Source organism: Streptomyces lincolnensis (assembly GCF_021173675.1).
Taxonomy (GTDB): Bacteria; Actinomycetota; Actinomycetes; order Streptomycetales; family Streptomycetaceae; genus Streptomyces; species Streptomyces lincolnensis_B.
Genome location: NZ_JAIHON010000001.1, coordinates 302797 through 325354 on the forward strand (window position 1 = coordinate 302797; position 22558 = coordinate 325354).

The 22558-nt window shown below is 72.2% G+C and carries 27 protein-coding genes; 10 read left to right on the forward strand and 17 right to left on the reverse strand.

Annotation, left to right across the window (positions count from 1 at the left end; translation table 11 throughout):
- Positions 1-6 precede the first annotated feature (6 nt).
- Together K4B79_RS01275 and K4B79_RS01280 are read right to left on the reverse strand one after the other, a co-directional pair.
- Entirely contained in the window at positions 7-933 is a 927-nt protein-coding gene (locus K4B79_RS01275; protein ID WP_374208404.1) for a universal stress protein, read from the reverse strand.
- 72 nt (positions 934-1005) lie between these two features.
- Positions 1006-1176 (reverse strand): hypothetical protein, encoded by a 171-nt coding sequence (locus K4B79_RS01280; RefSeq protein WP_232024269.1) that lies wholly within the window; start codon positions 1174-1176, stop codon positions 1006-1008.
- A 129-nt stretch (positions 1177-1305) separates the two neighbouring features.
- On the opposite strand from K4B79_RS01280, the gene K4B79_RS01285 reads away from it, so the two are divergent.
- The 5 genes from K4B79_RS01285 to K4B79_RS01305 are packed head-to-tail and all read left to right on the forward strand — an operon-like array spanning position 1306 to position 5475.
- The gene (locus K4B79_RS01285) at positions 1306-1692 is read left to right on the forward strand and encodes a DUF2795 domain-containing protein (RefSeq protein WP_232024270.1); all 387 of its coding nucleotides are present in this window, start codon (positions 1306-1308) and stop codon (positions 1690-1692) included.
- 44 nt (positions 1693-1736) lie between these two features.
- Positions 1737-2162 (forward strand): CBS domain-containing protein, encoded by a 426-nt coding sequence (locus K4B79_RS01290; RefSeq protein WP_232024733.1) that lies wholly within the window; start codon positions 1737-1739, stop codon positions 2160-2162.
- On the forward strand, positions 2159-2827 hold the full coding sequence (locus K4B79_RS01295; protein ID WP_232024271.1) for a diguanylate cyclase: 669 nt from the start codon (positions 2159-2161) through the stop codon (positions 2825-2827). The genes K4B79_RS01290 and K4B79_RS01295 overlap by 4 nt, the downstream gene beginning before the upstream one ends.
- Before the next feature lie 6 nt (positions 2828-2833).
- Complete coding sequence (locus K4B79_RS01300; protein ID WP_232024272.1) at positions 2834-3376, forward strand: type 1 glutamine amidotransferase domain-containing protein; 543 nt, start codon at positions 2834-2836, stop codon at positions 3374-3376.
- On the forward strand, positions 3376-5475 hold the full coding sequence (locus tag K4B79_RS01305) for a catalase (protein WP_232024273.1): 2100 nt from the start codon (positions 3376-3378) through the stop codon (positions 5473-5475). The genes K4B79_RS01300 and K4B79_RS01305 overlap by 1 nt, the downstream gene beginning before the upstream one ends.
- A 41-nt stretch (positions 5476-5516) precedes the next feature.
- Here the strand turns inward: K4B79_RS01305 and K4B79_RS01310 are convergent, their stop codons facing one another.
- Positions 5517-5795, reverse strand: a complete 279-nt coding sequence (locus K4B79_RS01310; protein WP_232024274.1) for a DUF6158 family protein — start codon at positions 5793-5795, stop codon at positions 5517-5519.
- A 64-nt stretch (positions 5796-5859) separates the two neighbouring features.
- Here K4B79_RS01310 and K4B79_RS01315 point away from each other — a divergent pair, with 64 nt between their 5' ends.
- A complete protein-coding gene (locus tag K4B79_RS01315) occupies positions 5860-6975 on the forward strand; it encodes a baeRF2 domain-containing protein (protein ID WP_232024275.1) in 1116 nt (371 codons plus the stop codon).
- Between the two features lie 258 nt (positions 6976-7233).
- Here the strand turns inward: K4B79_RS01315 and K4B79_RS01320 are convergent, their stop codons facing one another.
- Positions 7234-8853, reverse strand: coding sequence for an ATP-binding cassette domain-containing protein (locus tag K4B79_RS01320; protein ID WP_232024276.1), 1620 nt, complete (start codon positions 8851-8853; stop codon positions 7234-7236).
- Between the two features lie 105 nt (positions 8854-8958).
- Between K4B79_RS01320 and K4B79_RS01325 the strand changes: the two genes are divergently transcribed.
- The 3 genes from K4B79_RS01325 (at position 8959) to K4B79_RS01335 (ending at position 11609) form a co-directional block, all read left to right on the forward strand.
- Entirely contained in the window at positions 8959-10452 is a 1494-nt protein-coding gene (locus tag K4B79_RS01325; protein ID WP_232024277.1) for a bifunctional phosphatase PAP2/diacylglycerol kinase family protein, read from the forward strand.
- 122 nt (positions 10453-10574) lie between these two features.
- A complete protein-coding gene (locus K4B79_RS01330; RefSeq protein WP_232024278.1) occupies positions 10575-11396 on the forward strand; it encodes a methyltransferase domain-containing protein in 822 nt (273 codons plus the stop codon).
- A 42-nt stretch (positions 11397-11438) separates the two neighbouring features.
- Positions 11439-11609 carry a hydrophobic protein gene (locus K4B79_RS01335; RefSeq protein ID WP_232024279.1) on the forward strand — a complete coding sequence of 57 codons (171 nt, stop codon included), beginning with the start codon at positions 11439-11441 and terminating at the stop codon, positions 11607-11609.
- 43 nt (positions 11610-11652) lie between these two features.
- Here the strand turns inward: K4B79_RS01335 and K4B79_RS01340 are convergent, their stop codons facing one another.
- The 13 genes from K4B79_RS01340 to K4B79_RS01400 are packed head-to-tail and all read right to left on the reverse strand — an operon-like array spanning position 11653 to position 21419.
- Complete coding sequence (locus tag K4B79_RS01340) at positions 11653-11937, reverse strand: gas vesicle protein K (protein WP_232024280.1); 285 nt, start codon at positions 11935-11937, stop codon at positions 11653-11655.
- 17 nt (positions 11938-11954) lie between these two features.
- A complete protein-coding gene (locus K4B79_RS01345) occupies positions 11955-12137 on the reverse strand; it encodes a gas vesicle protein (RefSeq protein ID WP_020133312.1) in 183 nt (60 codons plus the stop codon).
- A gap of 3 nt (positions 12138-12140) precedes the next feature.
- On the reverse strand, positions 12141-12920 hold the full coding sequence (locus K4B79_RS01350; RefSeq protein WP_232024281.1) for a GvpL/GvpF family gas vesicle protein: 780 nt from the start codon (positions 12918-12920) through the stop codon (positions 12141-12143).
- Entirely contained in the window at positions 12917-13252 is a 336-nt protein-coding gene (locus K4B79_RS01355; protein ID WP_232024282.1) for a gas vesicle protein, read from the reverse strand. The genes K4B79_RS01350 and K4B79_RS01355 overlap by 4 nt, the downstream gene beginning before the upstream one ends.
- A complete protein-coding gene (locus K4B79_RS01360) occupies positions 13249-14397 on the reverse strand; it encodes an SRPBCC family protein (protein ID WP_232024283.1) in 1149 nt (382 codons plus the stop codon). The genes K4B79_RS01355 and K4B79_RS01360 overlap by 4 nt, the downstream gene beginning before the upstream one ends.
- The gene (locus K4B79_RS01365) at positions 14394-15089 is read right to left on the reverse strand and encodes a DNA primase (protein WP_232024284.1); all 696 of its coding nucleotides are present in this window, start codon (positions 15087-15089) and stop codon (positions 14394-14396) included. The genes K4B79_RS01360 and K4B79_RS01365 overlap by 4 nt, the downstream gene beginning before the upstream one ends.
- Positions 15086-15349: a gas vesicle protein GvpG gene (locus K4B79_RS01370; protein ID WP_232024285.1), complete on the reverse strand. Its 264-nt coding sequence runs from the start codon at positions 15347-15349 to the stop codon at positions 15086-15088. The genes K4B79_RS01365 and K4B79_RS01370 overlap by 4 nt, the downstream gene beginning before the upstream one ends.
- A gap of 9 nt (positions 15350-15358) precedes the next feature.
- A complete protein-coding gene (locus K4B79_RS01375) occupies positions 15359-16129 on the reverse strand; it encodes a GvpL/GvpF family gas vesicle protein (RefSeq protein ID WP_232024286.1) in 771 nt (256 codons plus the stop codon).
- Positions 16126-16551 carry a gas vesicle structural protein GvpA gene (locus K4B79_RS01380; RefSeq protein WP_232024287.1) on the reverse strand — a complete coding sequence of 142 codons (426 nt, stop codon included), beginning with the start codon at positions 16549-16551 and terminating at the stop codon, positions 16126-16128. Before K4B79_RS01380 ends, K4B79_RS01375 begins: the two co-directional genes overlap by 4 nt.
- Positions 16552-16603: 52 nt before the next feature.
- Entirely contained in the window at positions 16604-16972 is a 369-nt protein-coding gene (locus tag K4B79_RS01385; protein ID WP_232024288.1) for a gas vesicle protein GvpO, read from the reverse strand.
- 45 nt (positions 16973-17017) lie between these two features.
- Positions 17018-17977 (reverse strand): non-homologous end-joining DNA ligase, encoded by a 960-nt coding sequence (gene ligD / locus K4B79_RS01390; protein ID WP_232024289.1) that lies wholly within the window; start codon positions 17975-17977, stop codon positions 17018-17020.
- Positions 17974-19821, reverse strand: coding sequence for a transketolase (locus K4B79_RS01395; RefSeq protein ID WP_232024290.1), 1848 nt, complete (start codon positions 19819-19821; stop codon positions 17974-17976). Before K4B79_RS01395 ends, ligD begins: the two co-directional genes overlap by 4 nt.
- On the reverse strand, positions 19818-21419 hold the full coding sequence (locus K4B79_RS01400) for an NAD(P)/FAD-dependent oxidoreductase (RefSeq protein ID WP_232024291.1): 1602 nt from the start codon (positions 21417-21419) through the stop codon (positions 19818-19820). The genes K4B79_RS01395 and K4B79_RS01400 overlap by 4 nt, the downstream gene beginning before the upstream one ends.
- Positions 21420-21584: 165 nt before the next feature.
- Between K4B79_RS01400 and K4B79_RS01405 the strand changes: the two genes are divergently transcribed.
- Positions 21585-22547, forward strand: a complete 963-nt coding sequence (locus K4B79_RS01405; RefSeq protein ID WP_232024292.1) for an LLM class F420-dependent oxidoreductase — start codon at positions 21585-21587, stop codon at positions 22545-22547.
- Positions 22548-22558 lie beyond the last annotated feature (11 nt).

Consider the following 22558-nt stretch of genomic DNA (forward strand, 5'->3'; position numbering starts at 1 on the left):
CCGCCGTCACGTACCCGGGCCGTGGGTGCCCTGGTGCGGGACGACGGCGACGGGGGCGGTGGAGTGGTGCAGGACGGCGTGGGTGACGGGCCCGATGTGGGCGCCGAGCGGGATACGGCGGACGCGGCGGCCCACGACGACCAGGGAGGCCTCGCGGGAGGCGTCGACGAGGTGCTGGGCGGGGCTGCCGGAAGGGGACTCCTCGGTGATCTCCAGGGCCGGGAACCTCTCGCGCCACGGGCGCATGACCTCGGCGAGGGCGGTGCGCTCGCGCAGGGCCTGCGAGCCGTGGAGTTCGAGGTCCGCGGAGAGGCCGTAGGCGCGTTGGGCGGGCGGGTTCCAGCCGTGCACGACCCGCAGTGACGTGGCCCGGCGGGCGGCCGCGGCGCACGCGAAGCCGATCGGTCCGCCGTCGGGATGCGCGAGGTCGAGGCCGAGGACGACTGGCCGGAACGGGGTCGCGGCGGACGGGATGCCGACGGGGTCCGGCTCGTGCTCGTCGGCGGCCTGCTCGCCGGCCCGGACCAGGACGACCGGCCGCTCGGCGTGCGCCACGACGGAGAGCCCGACCGAGCCGACCAGGAACCCGGCGATCACGCCCAGCCCCCGCGAGCCGAGGACCAGCAGCTCGGCGTCCTGCGCCGCGTTCATCAGTTCCACGGCGGCCCGGCCGTCCCGCTGCTCGGTGCTCACGTCGAGGCCGGGGTGGCGCAGCCGGACGCCTTCGGCCGCCTCGCGCGGGATCCTCTCGGTCCGGTCCCGCTCCGTCTCGGCACCGGGGAGCGGTGTGTGCGCCATCGGCTCCGGTACCGGCTCCCAGACGTGGACCAGCTTCAGCGGCAGCTCCAGCAGCCGGGCCTCACGGGCCGCCCACTCGGCCGCCGCGCGGCTCTCGGAGGAGCCGTCGAGACCGGCGACGACGGTACGGGTCACGGTGTCCACCTCCTGCACCTCCTGGGCCTCCTGCACCTCCTGGGAGACGACGGTGGGAGACGACGGCCCGCGTCACAGCGTCGGCGTGCGCAGCGTTTCCTGCCGTCCGACCGCCGGGGGCGGGACGACGGCCGGTTCACGGGCGTCGGCCTCGTCGCGCGGGAGCAGAAGTTCCTCGTAGCGGCCCAGCGCCAGCACCACGCCGAGCATGAGGAACGGGATGATCACAGCGAGCACCGCCATGTCCTGTCCTTCCCCAGGAATGTGCGCGGGGGGTGCGGGCCGGGTCTCCCGCCTTCGGGACCGCAAACCCTGTGTCGGCCTCCGGTCTACGGGTACGCGGTGCGGACCCCCGAAGATCTGGAGGGAGACATGCAGCGAGGCAGTGACCGGCTGAGCCGTCACCGTGACGACGAGATGAAGCACGAACTCCAGGGTCTGCTGCGCTCCGGGCACCCCACCCGCAGCGAGGAGTGGCACGACCCGGAGCCGACCGCCGAGGACGACCCGCAGGTCTGGGGCGGACCCGTCGCACCGGGCCGGGCCGGGTCCTCGCTGGAGAGCGTCCGGCTGGACCTGGCCCGGATCCTGGGCCGCGGCGCGTTCCCGGCGACGTCCCCGGAGCTGGCGCGGGTCCTGCGCCGCAAGAACGCGCCCGACGCCCTGGTCGACGCGCTGGAGACGCTCCCCCGCAAGGAGCGCTACACCAACGTCCAGGAACTCGCTCGGGCGCTGACCCGGAGGGAGGGCTCGCCGTGACCGGCGGACACGGGACCGCGACGAGCGAGTTCGTCAGGGACGTGATGACACCCGGTGTGGTCGCCGTCCGCCCGGACGCCTCGCTCGTCGAGGCGGCGCAGCTGATGCGCGCCCAGGACATCGGCGACGTGGTGGTGGCCGACGGGCAGGACGTCGTCGGGGTCCTCACCGACCGGGACATCACCGTACGGGCGGTCGCCGAGGGTCTCGACCCGCTGACGGTGAGCGCCGGCACGGTGTGCACACCGGACCCGGTGGTGGCCGCCCCGAACGACCCGGTGTCCGCGGCGATCGCCCTGATGCGCGCGCGTGCCGTGCGCCGGCTGCCGGTGATCGAGAACGGGCTGCCGGTCGGCATGGTGAGTCTCGGGGACCTCGCCGAGGCGCGGGATCCGGACTCGGCGCTCGCCGACATCAGCCGCGCCGCGCCCGACGGGACGCGGGACTCCGGCGGACGGGACACCCTGTGATCGGGGGGCGCGACCAGGCGGCCGAGATCGCCGCGACCGGCACCACCGTGGACGTCGGGGACGCGACCACCCGCTATCTGCTGTACGGGCTGCTGCCCAGCTGGTTCGTGCCCGGTCTCGCCGACTGGGCGATGCACCGGCGCACCCGGATCGAGGACACCGCGGGGACGAAGGAGTCCCTGATCCACTCGCTGATGATGGCCGAGGTCGGCATCCCCATCGCGTTCACCCTGCGCTACGAGGTCAACCCACTGCTGCTGACCGTGCAGCTGGGCGGGGCGGCCGTGCACGAGGCGACCGCGCTGTGGGACGTGAGGACAGCCGTGGACAGCGACCGCGAGGTCAGGCCGGTCGAGCAGCACATCCACAGTTTCCTGGAGTCGCTGCCGTTCGGCGCGCTGGCCTCACTGATGTGTCTGCACGCCGACCAGGTCACGTCCCTGCTGCGGGGCGGCCGCGACGATCCGGACGCCTGGCGGCTGGTGCCGCGCCGACGACCGCTGTCCCGCGGCTATCTCGCGGGCATCGGCCTCGCGATCGGCACCTGTGTGCTGCTGCCGTACGGCGAGGAGCTGCTGCGCTGCGTGCGCACGGCCCGCCGGAACAAAAAGCGCACCCGTGACGAAACCAAGTGGCAAGCCGAGAAAGCCCAGAAAGGAAGCTGAACCATCATGCGCATCGCGTTTCTGACCGCTCCCGAGGGTGTCGAGCAGATCGAGCTGACCGATCCGTGGCAGGCAGCGGTGGACGCGGGTCACGAGCCCGTGCTCGTGTCGACGAAGCCGGGGACCATCCAGGCGTTCGACCACCTCGACAAGGCGGACACCTTCCCCGTTCAGGAGGTCGTGGGCGAGACGTCGGCGGACTCCTTCGGCGGGCTGGTCCTGCCGGGCGGGGTGGCCAATCCGGACTTCCTGCGGATGGACGACAAGGCCGTGTCGTTCGTACGGGACTTCTTCACGCAGGGCCGTCCGGTGGCCGCGATCTGCCACGCCCCCTGGACCCTCGTCGAGGCCGACGTCGTCCGCGGCCGGGTGCTGACCTCCTGGCCGAGCCTTCAGACCGACATCCGCAACGCGGGCGGCACCTGGGTGGACGAGCAGGTGAGGATCTGCGACCACGGGAACAACAAGCTGGTCACCAGCCGTAAGCCGGACGACCTCAAGGCGTTCTGCGAGGCGTTCCTCGACGTGTTCTCCCAGGAGGCCGCCTGATGGACTCCGCCGACCGCAAGCAGGTCCAGCGCACGCAGTACCACGCGGACGACCCCGCCGAGGGACCGCTCACCACGGACCAGGGTGTCGAGGTCGACCACACCGACGACTCGCTGACCGTCGGCGAGCGCGGGCCGACCCTGATGGAGGACTTCCACTTCCGGGAGAAGCTGACCCACTTCGACCACGAGCGGATCCCGGAGCGGGTGGTGCACGCGCGGGGCGCGGGTGCCTACGGCTACTTCGAACCGTACGAGTCCTGCGCGGAGTTCACCCGCGCGGCCTTCCTCCAGGATCCCGCGGTACGGACCCCGGTGTTCGTGCGGTTCTCGACCGTGCAGGGCCCCAAGGGCTCGGCGGACACCGTGCGGGACGTGCGCGGCTTCGCCACCAAGTTCTATACGTCCGAGGGCAATTACGACCTGGTGGGGAACAACTTCCCGGTCTTCTTCATCCAGGACGGCATCAAGTTCCCCGACTTCGTGCACGCGGTGAAGCCGGAGCCGCACAACGACATCCCCACGGGCGCCTCCGCGCACGACACCCTGTGGGACTTCGTGTCGCTCCAGCCCGAGACCCTGCACGCGATCATGTGGCTGATGTCGGACCGGGCGATACCGCGCAGCTACCGCATGATGCAGGGCTTCGGTGTGCACACCTTCCGGTTCGTGAACGCCGAGGGGCGCGGCACGTTCGTGAAGTTCCACTGGAAGCCGCGGCTGGGTGTGCACTCGCTGGTGTGGGACGAGGCGCAGGAGTGCCAGGGCCGCAACCCGGACTTCAACCGGGGCGACCTGTGGGACGCGATCGAGGCCGGCGAGTACCCGGAGTGGGAGCTGGGCGTCCAACTGGTCCCGGAGGAGGACGAGTTCGCCTTCGACTTCGATCTGCTGGACGCCACGAAGGTCATCCCGGAGGAGCAGGTGCCGGTGCGGCCGATCGGCCGGATGGTGCTGAACCGCAATCCGGAGAACTTCTTCGCCGAGACCGAGCAGGTCGCCTTCCACACCGCCAACGTCGTCCCGGGCATCGACTTCACCAACGACCCGCTGCTCCAGGCCCGCAACTTCTCCTACCTGGACACGCAGTTGATCCGCCTGGGCGGCCCCAACTTCACCCAGATCCCGGTCAACCGGCCGGTGGCGCCGGTGCGCACCAACCAGCGCGACGGCTACCACCAGAGCGCCATCCACCGGGGCACGAACTACTCCCCGAACTCCCTCGGCGGCGGCTGCCCGGCCCACGCCGGGGTGGACGGGCGCGCCTTCACGCACTACACCGAGCGCGTGGACGGGCACACGATCCGGCGGCGCAGCCCGAGCTTCCAGGACCACTGGAGCCAGGCCGCGCTGTTCTGGAACAGCATGGCCGACTGGGAGAAGCAGCACATCGTCGCGGCCTTCCGGTTCGAGCTGGGCAAGGTCGACGCGCTGGCCGTCCGGGCCCGTACGGTCGAGCAACTGGCCAAGGTGGACGGCGAGTTGGCCGCCCAGGTGGCGCGGGGCATCGGGGTGCCCGAGCCTGCCGTACAGGAGACCGCGCACAAGCTGTCCTCCCCCGCGCTGAGCCTGGAGTCGCTGCGCGGCGACGGCTCCATCCGCACCCGGCAGATCGCGGTCCTGGTCACCGACGGCGTCGACGCCGAGCAGGTGACCTCCGTCCGGGAGCCGCTGGCCGCGGAGGGCGCGATCGTGGAGGCGCTGGCGGCCACGGACGGCACGGTGACGGGCGCCGACGGCGAGCAGTACACCGTGGACCGCGCTCTGCCGACCGTCGCATCGGTGCTCTACGACGCGGTGCTGCTGCCCGGCGGCCCGGTGGGCACCCCGCCGACGACGGCGGACCCTGACGCGATGCGCTTCGTGCGGGACGCCTACCGGCACGGCAAGCCGGTGGGCGCGCTGGGCTCGGGTGTGGGCGTGCTGTCCGCCCTCCAGCCCGAGGGGCTGCGGCTGTCGACGGAGTTCCACCGTGTGGTGAGCGACCAGGGCGTGGTGACGGACACCTCGCCGGGCACCGCGAGCGAGGAGTTCACCCGGGCGTTCGTGGCCGCGATCGCGGCGCACCGGCACTGGGACCGGCCGCCGGCGCGCTGCTGAGCCCAGAGCCACCGCCGACCGGGCGGTGTTCCCGGTGGATCTCAGGTGCGGGGAGTCGTCGACTCCCCGCACTCGCGGTCCCGGGCTCCCTCACGGGTGCGGCCCGCGGAGACCGGGCGCCGCGGGTGGCGGCGCAGGTACTCGCCCTCCAGCTGGGCCATACGGTCGTTGTGGGTGCGCAGCGCGTCGTTCGAGCCGTGCAGCAGGGTGTCGTGCCGCGTGCGGTGGATCGTCTCCAGCTCCTTCATGAGCTGTTGGTCGTCCAGCCGGCTGGGTTCGACTCCGGTCATCGTGGTGCCCCGCTCGTCGTGTTCGTTCATGAGGTTCGGGTACCCGCCCGGGACGCAACTTCGCACTACCCCGAGCGGCATCCGGGAGGGAGCCATGGATCTCGCTTTTCTGCATCCACTCTACGAACATCCGGGGCCCTGGGCCTCCGTGTACGTCGGCACCTCCCGGCACACGGAGGACACGCCCCACGAGCGGCATCTGGCGGCCGTGGCCCTGTCGCGGGAGCTGTCCCGGCAGGGTGCCGACGAGGACACCTGCCGGGCCGTGCGGGAGTCCCTGGAGGAGCTCCGGCACTCCTCCGAGCCGCACGGGCGGGCCCTGTTCGCGCGGGCCGGGCGGGTCGTCCTCGACCCGCCGCTGACCCGGGCCCCGGACGGCGACAGCGCCCACTGGGCGCCGCTGCCGCACACCGCGCCCCTGCTGGAGCTGGCCGGGGAGGATCCGGTGTGCGTGGTGGCGTACGTCGACCGCAAGGGCGCCGACTTCGAGCTGCGCGGTGCGCTGGGGCGGCGGGACGCCGGTGCCGTGGCCGGGCGGCAGTGGCCCGTGCACCGGACGAGCTCGGCGGACTGGTCCGAGCGGCACTTCCAGCTGCGGGTGGAGAACACCTGGGAGCACAACGCGGCCGAGATCGCCGACGCGCTCGCGGTCTGCCAGGAGGAGACCGGGGCCGACCTGCTGATCCTCGTCGGCGAGGACCGCGAGAAGCGGTCCGTGCGCGACCGGCTGCCGGCGCGGCTGCACGACCTGGTGGTCGAGGCCGCGCACGGTGCCGGGAGCCGGCTGCTCGACGAGGACGTGGAGCGTTCGCGGGCCGATCATGTGCGGCGGCGGGCCGAGCGGGAGCTGGAGCGGTTCCTCGCGGCGCGTGAGCCCGGTGACGACGGGCGGGCCGGTGCGGTGGAAGGTGTTCCCGCGCTGGTCTCCGCGGCGCGTGAGCACCGTATCGACGAGCTGCTGGTCCGGCCCGGCGGTCCCGACGCCCATCGCGAGGTCTGGATCGGCGAGGAGCCCGACCAGCTGGCCGTCCGGCGCACCGATCTGAAGATCCTTGGCGAGCAGAACTCCTGGTCGGCGCGGGCGGACGATGCGCTGATCCGGTCGGCCGTCGCCACGGGGGCGCCCGCGCTGTCGGTGACCCCCGCCACGTCGTCGGCCGAGGCGGAGGTGCCGGTGGGCGGCCTCGGGGCCCTGCTGCGCTGGAAGTAGGCGGACGCCGGTGGGGGCGGGCGTCCGGGTTTCTCGCCCCCGCCGCCCCTACCCGTCCCATCCCCAGGGGCTCCGCCCCTTCGACCCCGGCGAGGGCCGCGCCCCCTGCACCCCGCTTCGGGGGCCGGCCCCCGGACCCCCGCTCCTCAGACGCCGGAGGGGCTGGGTTTCCCCCGGTCCAGGCAATTTCAGCCCGTCCGGCGTTTGAGGACGAGGCCCCTTCAGGGCCGATCGGGGGTCTGGGGGCGGAGCCCCCAGTCAGCGGGCTCGCTCGACGCGTCGCTCGTCCCAGACCGGTTCCGAGGTCTCACGGACGCGACCGTCCGAGCCGAAGACCAGGTACCGGTCGAAGGAGCGGGCGAACCAGCGGTCGTGGGTGACCGCGAGGACCGTGCCGTCGAAGGCTTCCAGGCCCTCCTGGAGCGCTTCCGCGGACTCCAGGTCCAGGTTGTCCGTGGGCTCGTCCAGGAGGAGCGCGGTGACGCCCTGGAGCTCCAGGAGGAGGATCTGGAAGCGGGCCTGCTGGCCGCCGGAGAGGCGGTCGAAGGCCTGCTCGGCCTGGCCGGTGAGTTCGTAGCGGCGCAGGCGGGACATCGCGGCGCCGCGGTCCTGGGCGTGCTCCTTCCAGAGGATGTCGAGGAGGGTGCGGCCCATCAGCTCGGGGTGGGCGTGGGTCTGGGCGAAGTGCCCGGGCACGACACGCGCGCCCAGCTTCCACAGCCCGGTGTGCGCCACGTCCTCCCCGGCCAGCAGCCGCAGGAAGTGCGACTTGCCGGAGCCGTTGGAGCCGAGGACGGCGACGCGCTCGCCGTAGAAGACCTCCAGGGAGAAGGGCTTCATCAGGCCCGTCAGCTCAAGGCCCTCGCACGTGATGGCCCGCACACCGGTGCGGCCGCCCTTGATCCGCATCTTGATGTCCTGCTCGCGCGGCGGCTCCGGCGGCGGGCCGGCCTCCTCGAACTTGCGCAGCCGGGTCTGGGCGGCCTGGTAGCGGGAGGCCAGCTCGTGGCTGATCGACGCCGCCTGGCGCAGGCTCAGGACCAGCTTCTTCAGCTGGGCGTGCTTCTCGTCCCAGCGGCGGCGCAGCTCCTCGAAGCGGGCGAAGCGTTCGCGCCGCGCCTCGTGGTACGTGGCGAAACCGCCGCCGTGCACCCAGGCGTCGGCCCCGGTCGGCGAGGGCTCCACGGAGACGATCTTCTCGGCGGCCCGGGAGAGGAGCTCCCGGTCGTGGGAGACGAACAGGACGGTCTTGCGGGTCTCCTTCAGCCGCTCCTCCAGCCAGCGCTTGCCGGGCACGTCGAGGTAGTTGTCCGGCTCGTCGAGGAGCAGGACCTCGTCGGTGCCGCGCAGCAGCGCCTCCAGGACGAGCCGCTTCTGCTCACCGCCGGAGAGGGTGCGCACCTCGCGGAACTGCGCCTTGTCGTAGGGCACGCCGAGCGCGGCCGTGGTGCACATGTCCCACAGCGTCTCCGCCTCGTAGCCGTGTGCCTCGGCCCAGTCGGCCAGGGCCTGCGCGTACTGCATCTGGGCGGCCTCGTCGTCGACCGTCATGATCGCGTGCTCGGCCCTGTCGACGGCCTTCGCGGCTTCCTGGATGCGGGGCGTGGACACCGACACGAGCAGGTCGCGTACGGTCGTCTCGTCCCGTACGGAGCCCACGAACTGGCGCATGACGCCGAGGCCGCCGCCGACGGTGACCGTGCCGCCGTGCGGTTTCAGCTCGCCGGAGATCAGCCGCAGCAGGGTGGTCTTGCCGGCGCCGTTGGGACCGACGAGGGCCACGACGGCGCCTTCGCCCACCCGGAACGACACATCGCCGAGCAGCGCCCTCCCGTCGGGGAGGTAGTACTCGAGGTGTGCGGCTTCCAGATGTCCCATGAGGCCGCATTGTGCGGGTCGCCGACGGGGGCGGGCAAACCGTTATCCGGGGGCGATCCGGCGGTATCGCAACAAGAAGCGACCTCGGCAGGGTACTCGTGGCCCATGAGCCCAGATGTCGACCTCACCGTCCCGAAGCCCGGCCACCACGTCCTGCGCGAGAAGCTGCTGTCGCTCGACAGCCGGCTGTTCGAGTTCGCCGCCGAGCGGCACTGGCCGGCCGCCGAGCCGGTCCTGCCGCGGCTGAGCCGGAGCGCGAACCACGGCGTGCTGTGGTTCGCGACGGCCGCCGTGATGGCCGCGAGCCGCACTCCCCGGGCCCGCCGGGCCGCCGCGCGGGGCCTGGCCTCGCTGAGCCTGGCCTCGCTGGCCATCAACACCGTCGGAAAGCGCTCGGTGCGCCGCAACAGGCCCGTGCTGGATCCGGTGCCGCTGGTGCGGCAGCTGAAGCGGCAGCCGATCACCACCTCCTTCCCGTCCGGCCACTCCGCGTCCGCGGCCGCGTTCGCGACGGGGGTCGCCCTGGAGTCGCCGGCCTGGGGCGCGGTGGTGGCCCCGGTCGCCTTCTCGGTGGCCATGTCCCGCGTCTACACAGGCGTGCACTTCCCCAGCGACGTGCTGGCGGGCGCGGCCCTGGGCGCGGGCGCCGCGTTCGTCGTACGGCGTCTGGTGCCGACGCGGGCCCAGGCCGTGCCGCCGGCCCGGCCCCGGGCGGAGGTGCCGGCGCTGGCGGACGGCGAGGGCCTGGTGATGGTGGCGAACACGGCCTCGGGCACCGCCGACCGCGTCCGCGCGCTGCGGGACATCCTGCCCGCGGCCGAGGTCGTCGAGTGCGAACCGGCCGATGTGCGCGCCGAGTTGGAGAAGGCCGCGGCCCGGGCCCGGGTCCTCGGAGTGTGCGGCGGGGACGGCACGGTCAACGCCGCCGCCGAGGTCGCCCTGCGCCACGGCCTGGCGCTGGCGGTGCTGCCCGGCGGCACGCTGAACCACTTCGCCTACGACCTGGGCGTCGAGGGTGTCCGCGATCTGGGACGGGCCGTCCAGGAGGGCGAGGGCGTGCACGTCGACGTGGGGCGCTTCGCGTGCGGCGGGACCGAGGGCGTCTTCCTCAACACGCTGAGCCTGGGCGTGTATCCGGAGCTGGTGCGCGAGCGGGAGCGCTGGACGCGCCGGATCGGCGGCTGGCCGGCCGGGGTGGTCGCGGCGCTGCGTGTGGTGCGCGCCGACCGGCACCCGCTGGAGGCCGAGTTCCGCGGCCGGGCGCGGCCGCTCTGGCTGCTGTTCGTCGGCAACGGCACCTATCACCGGATGGGCCTCGGGCCGGGCCGCCGCAGCGACCTGGCGGACGGTCAGCTCGACGTCCGGGTCGTGCACGGCGGCCGGCGGCCCGCCGCCCGGCTGCTCGCGGCCGCGCTCGCCGGTCCACTGACCCGCTCCCCCGTGCACGCGGCGGTCCAGGTCGGCCGGCTGCAGGTGGCGAGTGTCGCCCCGGGCACGCTGCTGGCCTACGACGGCGAAGTGATCGAGGTGGAGGGCGCGGTGACGCTGGAGAAGCTGCCGCAGGCCCTCACGGTCTACCGGCCGCTGCCTGGCCGCTGATCACCCATCAGTCCGTATGGCGAGACCGGGGGTCTCAGCATCCGGCATGCGAGCGTACGGTGATCCGTATCGCCGGAGGGGTCGCGAGGCCCCTCAGCCGGCATGCCGAAAGGGGATCAGTCATGTCCGGAGCACAGGAGACCGCCGTCTACACGCACGGGCACCACGAGTCGGTGCTGCGGTCCCACACCTGGCGGACGGCCGCCAACTCGGCGGCCTACCTGCTCGGTTCGCTGAAACCGCACATGAAGGTCCTGGACATCGGCTGCGGCCCGGGCACGATCACCGCGGACCTCGCGGAGCTGGTCCCCGACGGACACGTCACGGGGGCCGACCACGCGCCGGGGATCCTGGACACGGCCCGGGCCACGGCCGCCGGGCGCGGTCTGACCAACGTCGACTTCACGGTGGCGGACGTGCACGCCCTGGACTTCCCGGACGACACGTTCTGCGTGGTCCACGCCCACCAGGTGCTGCAGCATGTGGGCGACCCGGTGCAGGCGCTGCGCGAGATGAAGCGCGTGACCAGGCCGGGCGGCTTCATCGCCGTACGGGACTCCGACTACGCGGCCATGACCTGGTACCCGGCGTCCCGGGGGATGGACGACTGGCTGGACCTGTACCGCCGGGTGGCCCGCGCCAACGGCGGGGAGCCGGACGCGGGGCGCCGGCTGAAGTCCTGGGCCCTGGAGGCCGGCCTGACCGACATCACGGCGACCTCCGGCACCTGGACCTTCGCCACCGCCGAGGAGCGGGCCTGGTGGAGCGGCCTGTGGGCGGACCGCACCCTGGCCTCCGCCTACGCGGAACGGGCCACCGGGGGCGGCCACGCCACACCGGAACAGCTGCGGGCCGTCTCGGACGCCTGGCGGGAGTGGGGCACGCACGAGGACGGGTGGTTCTGTGTACTGCACGGAGAGATTCTGTGCCGAAAGGAAGCCTGAACCGCCGTTTTCGGGAAACCCGGAAAGCAGGAGGTTCACATTATGGTTCCCATTCTGCTGGTACTGCTTCTGGTGCTGATTCTTTTCGGTGCCGGATTCGCGGTGAAACTGCTCTGGTGGATTGCGCTGGCTGTTCTGGTGCTATGGCTTCTGGGCTTCCTGATGCGGGGTACGACCGCGGGCGGAAGCAGGGGTCGTTGGTACAGGTGGTGAGGTAGGGCCCCGGCCCCGGGAAGGCGACTCGGTCCCGGGGCAGTCAGTCCCGGGGCAGCAGAGGTCCGAGCGGCCCGAGGTCCAGATTCAGGTCCTCGGGCCGCAGTCCGTACCGCTCGCGCAGTTCGGTCATACGGTCGTCCAGGAGCATCAGCGTCAGGCCGATCCGCTCCTCCTGCTCCTCGTCGAGGTCACCGGCGTCGAAACGGCGCAGCGCCTGGCGCTCCATGAGCTGGCGCAGCAGTTCCACCACGGTGAGCACGAGTTTGACCAGGTCCCGCTCGACGGTGTCGGGTTCGAGGTCGAGGCGGTTGCGTCGTTCGGTCACGTCCGGCTCCCCACGGTTCAGTCTCCCCACGGCGACGGCACCTGCGCGTTCACCGAGCTGATCAGCGCGTTCAGGTCGATGCGGACGAGGTCGACGTCCGCGATGCGCAGGGTGATGTCGCCGGTGATGACGACCCCGCCGGCCAGCAGCCGGTCCAAGAGGTCCACCAGGGCGACCTCACGACGCTCGATCACGGTCACGGTTCACTCCTCCCCGGCGAAGGAATAGGCGGCCCAGGGACCGGTGAGTTCCACCCGCATTCCCGGGACGTCGTCCTTCTGCCGGTCCACCAGTTCCACGAATTCCTCGGATTCCTCGCGCGGCACGAGATAGGCCGCATTGAGCACGTTGCGTCCCGAGGCACCGGAAAGCGTGGCGTTCTGCGGGGCGTGCAGCCGGGAATCCTCGGCGAACGCGGCAAGCGTTTCGTGCAGGCGTCCCGCGAAGGCCTCCGCCCGCTCCCACATGTTCTCGTTCGTGCGCATCCGCATACGCCGCTGCCGCAGATAGTCCCGCCCCGACACGGCCTTTCCCGCCGGAACGCCGTCGTCCGAGCCTGCCCCGCCCTGCGCGCCGTCGGCGGGCTCCGGCTCGGCGTACACCTTGACGCCCCACTCCACCCGGCCGTGCAGCCGCTCCAGGGTGCGCCGCAGGGACTCCTCGCGTTCCTCGATCATCACGCGGACGCCGCTGTCGTCCCGGAAGACGGTGCCCAGGCGCAGCGGCAGCGGGGTGGTGACGACGGTGAGGGCGTCGATCACGCCCTGGTGGGCGCGGGCGGTGGCGGTCAGCCAGTCCAGGTCCTCCAGATGGCTGCGGAGCGGTCCTTCGGCGAAGTCCCGCTCCGGCACGTGGCTGACCACGGCGACCAGGCCGTGGTGGTGCAGCAGTCTGGGGGGATCACCGGCCACCCCGGACAGCTGGGACTGGAGCGGGGTGCCGAAGGGATGGCAGACGGCGTAGACGTACCGCAGTCCGGTCATGGGTTCTCCTCCTCGGCACGGGCGGGTTCGAGTTGTTCGAGGCGCGCGAGCCGTTCACGCAACTCGGCGTTCTCCCGGGCGAGTTCGTCGCGCCGGGCGCGGGAGGACAACGCCGGGTCGTCCTCCCACCAGTCGATGCCCATCTCCTTGGCCTTGTCGACCGAGGCGACGATCAGCCGCAGCTTGATCGTGAGCAGTTCGATGTCGAGCAGGTTGATGCGGATGTCGCCGGCGATCACGATGCCCTTGTCGAGCACCCGCTCGAGGATGTCGGCGAGGTTGGCGCCGCTCCCCTGGCCGTAGGGCTCGGGCACCCGGCTGGGCATGGTCATCGTCGGCTCCCGCCTTCGGCGTACTCGTACTCTTCCTCGTCCTCAGGTGCCTCCGCCTCCGGCTCCGCTGTGTCCTCGTCGTCCTCGTCGTACTCCTCGTACTCGTCCTCGGTGTCCTTCGGCTCCCCGCCGTCGCCTTCGTCCTCTTCCTCCTGATCCTCTTCCTCCTCTTCTCGCTCCTCGTCCTCCGCGTACGGGCCCTCTTCCTCCTCGTCCTCGTACGTCTCCTCGTCCCGTGCCTCGGGCTCCTCGGACTCCTGCTCCTCCTCGGCCACGGCATCGTCGTGGCTCCGGACGACCTCGCCGTCCTGGATCTCGCCGCGCCAGCCGTCCTCGGCCTCGCCCTTGAGGGTGATGAAGCGGGCGTAGTGCTTGAGGTCGAGCCGGGCCCGGCGGCCCTGGGCGCGCCAGATGTTGCCGGTCTTCTCGAACAGGCCCTTGGGGTAGTACTCGATCACCAGCAGGACGCGGGTGAGGTTGTCGGCGAGGCGGTGGAAGGAGACGACGCCCTTGGTGGTGCCCTTGGCGCCCTCCGAGGTCCAGGAGATGCGGTCGTCGGGGACCTGTTCGGTGGTGGTCGCCTTCCAGCTGCGGTTGGACCAGAAGATCTTCATCTGCCAGTCGGTGTGGGTGTCGTCGGCACGGTTCGCGCTCTTGACGCCCTTGGCGAAGGTGGAGAAGTCCTGGTACCGGGTCCACTGGTCGTAGGCCGTGCGCAGCGGCACGCCGACGTCGATGAACTCGATGATGACGGTCGGCTTCTGCCCCGCCCCGCCCTTGCGTTTGCCCTTGCCCTTGCCGCCGACGAGGTTCTTGAAGGCACCGACCACGTTGTCCTTGGCCCGGGAGGCGCCGACCTCCACCGCGCTGCGCACCGGCCCCTTGCCCTCGGCGAGCTTGCGGCCGCCGTCGAGGGCGAGCTTGGCGAAGCCGGGGCTGTTGCCCTCGGCGATGTCGTTCAGCTTGCCGGTGGTCTCACCGAGCTTGTGGCCGACACCCACCAGGAGGCGCTGGACCTGTGCGGCGAGATACTCCTGCACCTCGGCCTTGAGCCGGTCGGCGGCCTCGCTGCGGGCGACGTCGGTGACGGGATTGCTTCTGGCCTTGTCGGTGACGTTCCGGGCGGCACCGAGGGTCTCGGTCATCGCTCGCCGCCTCCCTTCGGCAGCCGGGCCCGCGCGGAACGGGCCGTGTCGCCGGCCGCGGCGGTCTTCTTCGCCGGGCCCGCGGTCTTCTTGGCCGGGCCCGCGGTCTTCTTGGCCGCCGCCTTCTTCGCGGGAGCCTTCCGCGCGCTCTTGGCCGCCTTCTTCGCGGGCGCCTTCCCGGCCGCCTTCTTCGCCGCGCTCGCGGTCTTCCTCCCGGATGTCTTCCGGTCGTCTTCGGCGTCGTCGGCGTCGGCGGTGTCGTCGTAGTCCTCGTCGGACTCCTCGTCCCGCCGGTTCTCCGGCTCCTCGGACTCGGCCCTGTCCTCTTCCTCGTCCTCCTCGTCCTCGAAGCCGAGGTCGGAGGTGTCCGGGACCACGCCCGAGAGCTGGTCGCGGACCTGGGCGGTCCGACCGTGCAGCCGGTCGGCGAGCGCGTCGATCTGCCGCTCGACCATGGCGCCGGAGGCCGCCTTGCCGACACCGCGCAGGTCCTCGCGCAGCTGGTCGCCGATCTCCTTGAACTGCGGGTTGTTCCGCAGCTGTCCGGACACCAGGTCCGCGAGCGCCCGCGGGCTCAGGTGCATCCGCTTGCCGGCCACCAGGGTGCCGACGGCGAACGCCAGTTTCAGTTTCCTGGTGCGTCCCAGGAAGTATCCGGCCCCTACCGCGAGGCCCATTCCCACTCGGTTCATCGTGCCGTCCCGTCACCCGTCCCCACGCCACCGCGCAGGGCGATCTCCAGCCGGTCGAGCAGTTCGTCCTCCTGCCGGTCGAACTCCTCCTCGTCGATCTCCCCCGCCTCCAGCCGTTCCTCCAGCCGGGCGAGTTCGGCCCGGACCGTGGCCGGGTCGTAGTAGAGGCGTTCCGCCTCGCGCAGCACCTGTCCGATCACCCACGCGCTGCCGCGTACCGGTGCGAACGGCAGCAGCAGCACTTCCGAGATCAGTCCCACGGGGCGCCCTCACTCCTCGGCGCTGTCCGCACCGGCCCTGCTGGCCGCGGGCTCGGCGGGCCCGGGGTCGACGAAGCTGTACGGCGGCAGCGGGCCGTTGACCCTGAGTTCGAGGTGCGGATGGCCCTTGCGGACCTGCTCCACCTCGTTGAGGAAGGCCGCGGCGGAGTCCCGGTGCACCAGGAACGAGACGTTGGCGAGCCAGCCGGTGGACTCGGGGCCCACGCTGATGGCCTCGGCGACCGGTTCCAGGGCCCGCTGCACCTCGGTGGCGTCCTCGGCCTCGCGGGCCTTGACGGCCGCGACCACCATCTCGCCGAGTTGCAGCCGCTGCTCGTAACTGCCGCCGCCCGCCTGCCGGTTGGCCTCGGTCAGCGCGCGGATCTCCGGGTTCTCGGACATCACGCGGTGCAGCACGGCCTCCTCGTCGTGCGTGGCCTTGACGTTGTACTCGACCCTGCCGTCGAGGGTGCGCAGCCGCTCCGCGTAGTGGCTTGCGCGCTCGGCCAGCACCCCGGTGACGGTGGAGTCGTCGGGGGCGACGCTGCCGAACCGCATGGGCAGCACGCAGGCGGCCGCGCCGGCCTCGCTGAGCACGTTCTGGTGGGCGAGCAGGTCCCGGCGCTTGGGGCGCAGGCCCTCCGGCGCGTCACTGACGACCGCCGCGAGCTCGCCCTCCTTCAGGATGCGCACGGGGCGCGGCGGGTCGCCGACACCTCCCATGCCCTCCGGCAGCGAAGGGTGGGACGCGGCGGTGATGCCGTACACGTACGTGCTCACTGCTCTTCCTCCTTCCTGCGCGAGGCGGTGGACTTGCGGGCACGCGGCCTGGACTCGCTCTGACCCTCCTCACGGGCCTCCTTGAAGGCACCGGAGATGGTCTCGGCGGCGCCGGACAGCGCTCCCTTGGACTTGCCGCGGGCGCCGGACTCGGTGATCGAGCCGACGACGTCGGGCAGCCCGGGGCTCTTGTTCGGGCCGGACTCCAGGTCGAGCCGGTTGCACGCCTCGGCGAAGCGCAGATACGTGTCGACGCTGGCCACGACGACACGTACGTCGATCTTCAGGATCTCGATACCGACCAGGGAGACCCGTATGAACGCGTCGATGACGAGACCCCTGTCGAGGACGAGTTCCAGAACGTCGTAGAGGCCACTGCTGCCGCCTCCGCCGCCGCTCTGCTGGGCCGGGACAACGGTCATGTCGACCGCGCCTCCTTGTCTGTGGGTTCGTGTGTGGGTGCGGGACGGCGGCCTAGCGGCCGCCCTGCCTGTGTGCGTCGGCCCGCCCGCGTTCGTAACGGCGAACGCGCCGGTAGCCGGTGAGTTGGCCGTCCGGATCGAGGTCGACCTGGTAGCTCGCCATCAGGCTCATCGTGTCGGGCACGCGGGCGAGTTCGAGGACCTCGACCTCCAGGGACCAGCCGTCCTCCGTCTGCTCGAAGGAGGACACGTTCTCGGCGGACATGCCGGTCAGCTCGGCGAGCTGGGCGCGCGCGTGGCGCAGCACCTCCATGGGGGCCGGCCGCTTGCCCTCTCCCGCGTTGTTACCTGTGCCCTTTTCTGCGTCTTTGGGGTTGTTCCGTGAATTCTGTGACTCTGATGAGTTTTTTGTGTTCGTCATGGCCACCTCTCACATGCGGGTGGCCGTTCATGTGTTCGCCAAACCTCAGGGCCTCAACGCGTTGAGGCGCCGGCGCGCCGGCCCCAGGGCGCGTCCCCTGGCCGGCACCCCGGCCCACGGGTTGGTGCGGGCCTGCTCGACGGCGTCGGCGACGGTCCAGCGGCGGGCGTCGAGGTCCGCGTCGTCGAGCTGGGCCCAGGTGATCGGGGTGGCCACGGGGGCGCCCGGCTTGGCGCGGACGGTGAAGGGCACGACGGCGGTCTGGGCATAGGCGTTGCGCTGCACGTCGAGGTAGAGCCGGTCGCCGCGCTCCTTCTTGCGGGCGGCGGTGGTGAGCGTGTCGGGGTGCCCCGCGACGAGGGTGTCGGCCACGTCCCGGGCGAAGGAGCGGACCTCGTCGAAGTCGTGGTGCCCGTCGACCGGGACGATCACATGCAGGCCGCGGGAGCCGGTGGTCATCAGGGCCGAGGGCAGCTTCAGCTCGTCCAGCAGCTCCCCCAGCAGCCGGGCCGCCTCGCGCACCGCGCCGAAGTCGTCCCCGCTGGGATCGAGGTCGAAGACCATGCGGTCGGGCCGCTCGATCCGGCCGACCCGGGACAGCCAGCGGTGCAGGGTGAGGGCGGCCTGGTCGGCCAGGTACACCAGGGTGGCGGTGTCGTCGCACACGGTGTGGCAGACGGTGCCGCCCTCCTTGGGGACCTCGACCCGGTGGATCCACTCCGGGTAGGTGTCCGGGGTGTTCTTCTGCATGAACCGGGGGCCGTCGAGGCCGTCGGGGTGCCGCTCCAGCATCAGCGGACGGCCGCGCAGGTGCGGCAGCATGAAGGGGGCGACGGACCGGTAGTAGTCGACCAGGTCGCCCTTGGTGTACTCCTTCGCGCCGTCGCCGTCACCGCCACCGTCGCTGCCACCGGGGAAGAGGACCTTGTCCTGGCGGTGGATCCGCACGCTGTGCCGGCCTGCCCGGACGGTCCGCGCGGCGCCCCGGGTGTCGTCCGCGCTCACCGCACGACCGCCTCCTCCACGAGCAGCTTCCCTGCCGCCGCGATCGACTCGGCGTCGATGCCGGCCGCGTGCAGCTGCTCCTCGGGGGACGCCGAGCCCGGCATCGTCCGGACGGCCAGGCGGACCAGGCGCGGGGTGGGCCGCCCGTCGAGGAAGGCGTCCAGGACGGCGTCACCGAGGCCGCCCTCCTCGTGGTGGTCCTCCACCGTCATCAGACAGCCGGTGTCCTCGGCGGCCTGCCGCAGGGTGAAGCGGTCGACGGGCTTGACCGAGTACAGGTCGATCACCCGGACCCGGATGCCGTCCCGCTCCAGCGCGTCGGCGGCGGCCAGCGCCTCGAAGACGGTGACGCCCGCCGCCACGATCGTCAGCCGGTCCCCGTCGGAGGACCGCAGCACCTTGCTGCCCCCGATCGGGAACTCCTCGTCGGGCCCGTAGATCACCGGGCTCTCGCCGCGGTTGGTGCGCAGATAGCGGATGCCGTCGAGGCCCGCCATCTCGGCGACGAGGTGGGCGGTCTGGTTGGCGTCGCACGGGTACAGCACGGTGGAGCCGTACACGGCCCGCATCATCGCCAGGTCCTCCAGGCCCATCTGGCTGGGCCCGTCCTGCCCGATGGCGACACCCGCGTGGGAGCCGACGAGGTTGATGCCGGAGCCGCTGATCGAGGCCATCCGCACGAAGTCGTAGGCCCTGGTCAGGAAGGCGGCGAAGGTCGAGGCGTAGGGCACCCAGCCGCGCGCGGCGAGTCCGACGGCGGCGGCGACCATCTGCTGCTCGGCGATGTAGCACTCGATGTAGCGGTCGGGGTGCTCCTTGGCGAAGAACTCCGCCCGGGTGGAGTCGCCGACCTCGCCGTCCAGGGCGACGACGTCACCGCGGCCGGTGCCGAGCGCCGTGAGGGCCTGTCCGAAGGCGTTGCGGGTGGCGACCTCGTCGCCCTTCTCGAAGCGCGGCAGTTCCAGGTGCCCGGCGCGCACGGCGTGCAGCACGCGGGCGGCCGGCGGCTCGTGGACCTCGACGCGGATGTCCCGGACGCCGCCGAGCTCCTCGATCGCCTCGTCGGCGTTCTTCAGCGGCTTTCCGTGCAGCCCCTCGCGGTCCTGTACGTCGGTGACGCCCTTGCCCTTCAGGGTGCGGGCGAGGATCGCGGTCGGCTGGCCCTTGGTGGACTCGGCCTCGCCGTAGGCGCGTCCGATCGCGTCGACGTCGTGGCCGTCCACCTCGACGGTGTGCCAGCCGAAGGCCTGGAAACGGCGGGCGTAGGCGTCGAGGTCGTGGCCGTGCCGGGTGGGTCCGCGCTGGCCGAGCCGGTTGACGTCGACGATCGCGGTGAGGTTGTCGAGGTGCTCGTGCCCGGCGTGCTCGGCGGCCTCCCAGATGGAGCCCTCGGCCATCTCGCTGTCGCCGCACAGCACCCACACCCGGTATCCGGTGCGCTCCAGCCGCTTGCCCGCCAGGGCGATCCCGACGCCGACCGGCAGCCCCTGCCCGAGTGAGCCGGTGGCCGTCTCCACCCAGTCCAGCCGCCGCGGTGTGGGGTGCCCTTCGAGGCGGCTGCCCACCTTGCGGAAGGTGAGCAGCTCCTCGTCGTCGATGGCACCGGCCGCCTTGTAGGCGGCGTACAGCAGGGGCGAGGCGTGGCCCTTGGACAGCACGAAGCGGTCGTTGCCCGGGTGGGCGGGGCGCTCGAAGTCGTAGCGGAGGTGGTTCGCCAGCAGGACGGCCATCAGGTCGGCGGCGGACATCGAGGACGTGGGGTGCCCGGAGCCCGCCGCGGCGGCCGCGCGCACACTGTCGACGCGCAACTGCTGGGCGAGGTCGACGAGTTCACCGGTGTTCATGAGTCTCCTTCCGCGGGGGTGTCTGCGGGAGTGTCGGCGGGCGCGTCGTCGGTGCGGCGCACCGGTCCGGGGGCCTTGCCGGGGTCACCGCCGGGCTGATTGCGGGCGGGTTCGCCGCCGGGCTGGTTCTTGGCGGGCTCACCGCCCGGCTGGTTCTTCGCCGGCTCGGGAGCGGGCCCGTTCCCGGCCGCCCCAGAGGCGGACCGGTTCTCGGCCGGTCCGTCGGGCCGCGTGTCCCGGGCGGTGGCCGCGCCCGGTCCGGACATGGCCTCGGTCTCCTGTCGGCCCGGCGGCCGGCCCGGTACCCGGGCCAGTTCCGGGGAGGCCGTGTCCAGGGGCACCGACCAGGAGCGTACGAGGCCCAACTGGACCGCCTGGCGCGGCAGGACGGAGTCGAGCAGCCAGTCCGCGGCGACCCGGACGCGGTTGCCGGGCATCGCCGCGAGGTGGTAGCCGCGGGTGACCGCGCCGGCCGCCACGCCGGACAGCGGGACGCCCAGCGGGTTGGCGGCGGCCTTCGCCCCGCCCAGGTCCACGACGAAGCCCAGGTCCCGGTGCTCGTAGGGGCGCCGCATGCCGACGCCCAGCGAGGCGGCGATGTTGCGGGCGGCCGTCCGCCCCTGCCGCCAGGCGTGCTGAGCGGTCGTCGGGGTGAACTGCCCGGGGTTGCGCAGGTCGGGCACCGCGGCCGCGTCACCGCACGCGAACACCTCGGGCCGGCCCGGCACTTGGAGGTGCGGGTCGACGAGCAGCCGTCCGCGCTCCATCGGCAGCCCGAGCGACTCGGCGAGCGGATCGGGCCGCACCCCCACGCACCACACCAGCGTGCGCGACTCGACGAACTCCCCGTCGGTCAGCAGCACCCCGTCCGGCGTGGCCTCCTTCACGGAGGTCCCCATGCGCACCTCCACGCCGCGTTCCTTCAGCGTGCGGTCGGCCGTCCGGGAGAGCCGTTCGTCCAGCTCGGGCAGGACCCGGTCGGCCACGTCCAGGAGCAGCCAGCGCGGCCGCATGCCCTCCCGGAGCGGGTGTTTGCGCACCTGCGCGTCGGTGAACAGCTTGCCGTGCGCGGCGACCTCGGTGCCGGTGTAGCCCGCGCCGACCACGACGAAGGTGCACCGGGCGGCACAGCCCGCGGGGTCGTCGGTGGCCGCCGCGAGTTCCACCTGCCGGGTCACGTGGTCGCGCAGGTACAGCGCCTCGGGCAGGCCGCGGAAGCCGTGGGCGTTCTCGGCGACGCCCGGGATGGGCAGCAGCTTGTTGACGCTTCCGGCGGCCAGCACCAGGCGGTCGTAGCCGAGCGTGCCCTCGTCGCCCTCGGGGTCGGTGTAGTGCACGGTCCGGGCGTCCAGGTCGATGCCGTCGGCCTCGCCGAGCACCAGGCGGACGTGCGGCAGGGTGTCGGAGAGGGAGACGGTGACCCGGCGGGGCTCCAGGATCCCGGCCGCGACCTGGGGCAGCAGGGGCAGGTACAGGAAGTAGTCGGTCGGGTTCAGCAGGGTGATGTCGGCCTTGCCGCGGGACATCCGGGACAGTTCCTTCGCCGTCCGGTACCCGGCGAAGCCGGCTCCGACGATCACGATGCGGGGTCGACTCACGGTTCGCCTCCGGGGCTGGTCGCGTACCTCGGGAGCCTTCCGCGTCCCCCTGGTCCAGGCCGCCAAACGTCCGCCCGGGCTCCGTTACGGCCGCCGGTTTCCCCGCCGGGCGCCGGGTACTCGGTCGGCGAACCGCCCGCCCACCCTCGTGGAGGCACTTTCCCCATGCCCGAGTACGGCTACTTCCTCTCGTGCGAGCAGTACGGTCCCGCGGAGCTCATCGAGCAGGCGCGGATGGCCGAGCAGGCCGGGTTCCAGTCGCTGTGGATCTCCGACCACTACCACCCGTGGAACGACGCGCAGGGGCAGAGCCCGTTCGTGTGGTCGGTGATCGGCGCGCTGTCCGAGGCCGTGTCGCTGCCCGTCGAGACGGCGGTGACCTGCCCGACCGTGCGGATCCATCCCGCGGTGGTGGCCCAGGCGGCCGCGACGAGCGCGGTGATGACCGACGGCCGCTTCCGGCTCGGCGTCGGCACCGGCGAGGCGCTGAACGAGCACGTCGTCGGCCATGTCTGGCCGCCCGCGCACATCCGCCTGGAGATGCTGGAGGAGTCCATCCAGATCATGCGGCGGCTGTTCACCGGCGAGGAGGTCAACCACCACGGCACGCACTACACGGTGGAGAACGCCCGCCTGTACACGGTCCCCGACGAGCCCGTCCCGATCGACATCTCCGGCTTCGGGCCCGCGGCGACCAAGCTGGCCGCCCGGGTCGGCGACGGCTTCATCACCATGGCCCCGGAGGCGTCGATGGTGGAGCAGTACCGCAAGGGCGGGGGCGGCGGGAAGCCGGTCAGCGGCGGCACCAAGGTCTGCTACGACACCGACAGGGACGAGGCGGTACGGACCGTGCACCGGCTCTGGGCCAACGAGCAGCTGCCGGGCGAGCTGAGCCAGGTGCTGCCGTCCCCCAGGCACTTCGAGCAGGCGCAGACCCTGGTCACCGAGGACATGGTCCGCGACAGCCGGGTGTGCGGCGACGACGTGGACGAACACGTCGCGGAGCTGAAGAAGTTCGCGGACGCGGGCTTCGACCTCGTCTATGTCAACCAGATCGGCCCCGACATCCGAGGCTTCTTCGACTTCTACCGTACGAAGGTCCTGCCGCAGCTCCAGCAGAGCCGCTGAGCGGATGCGGA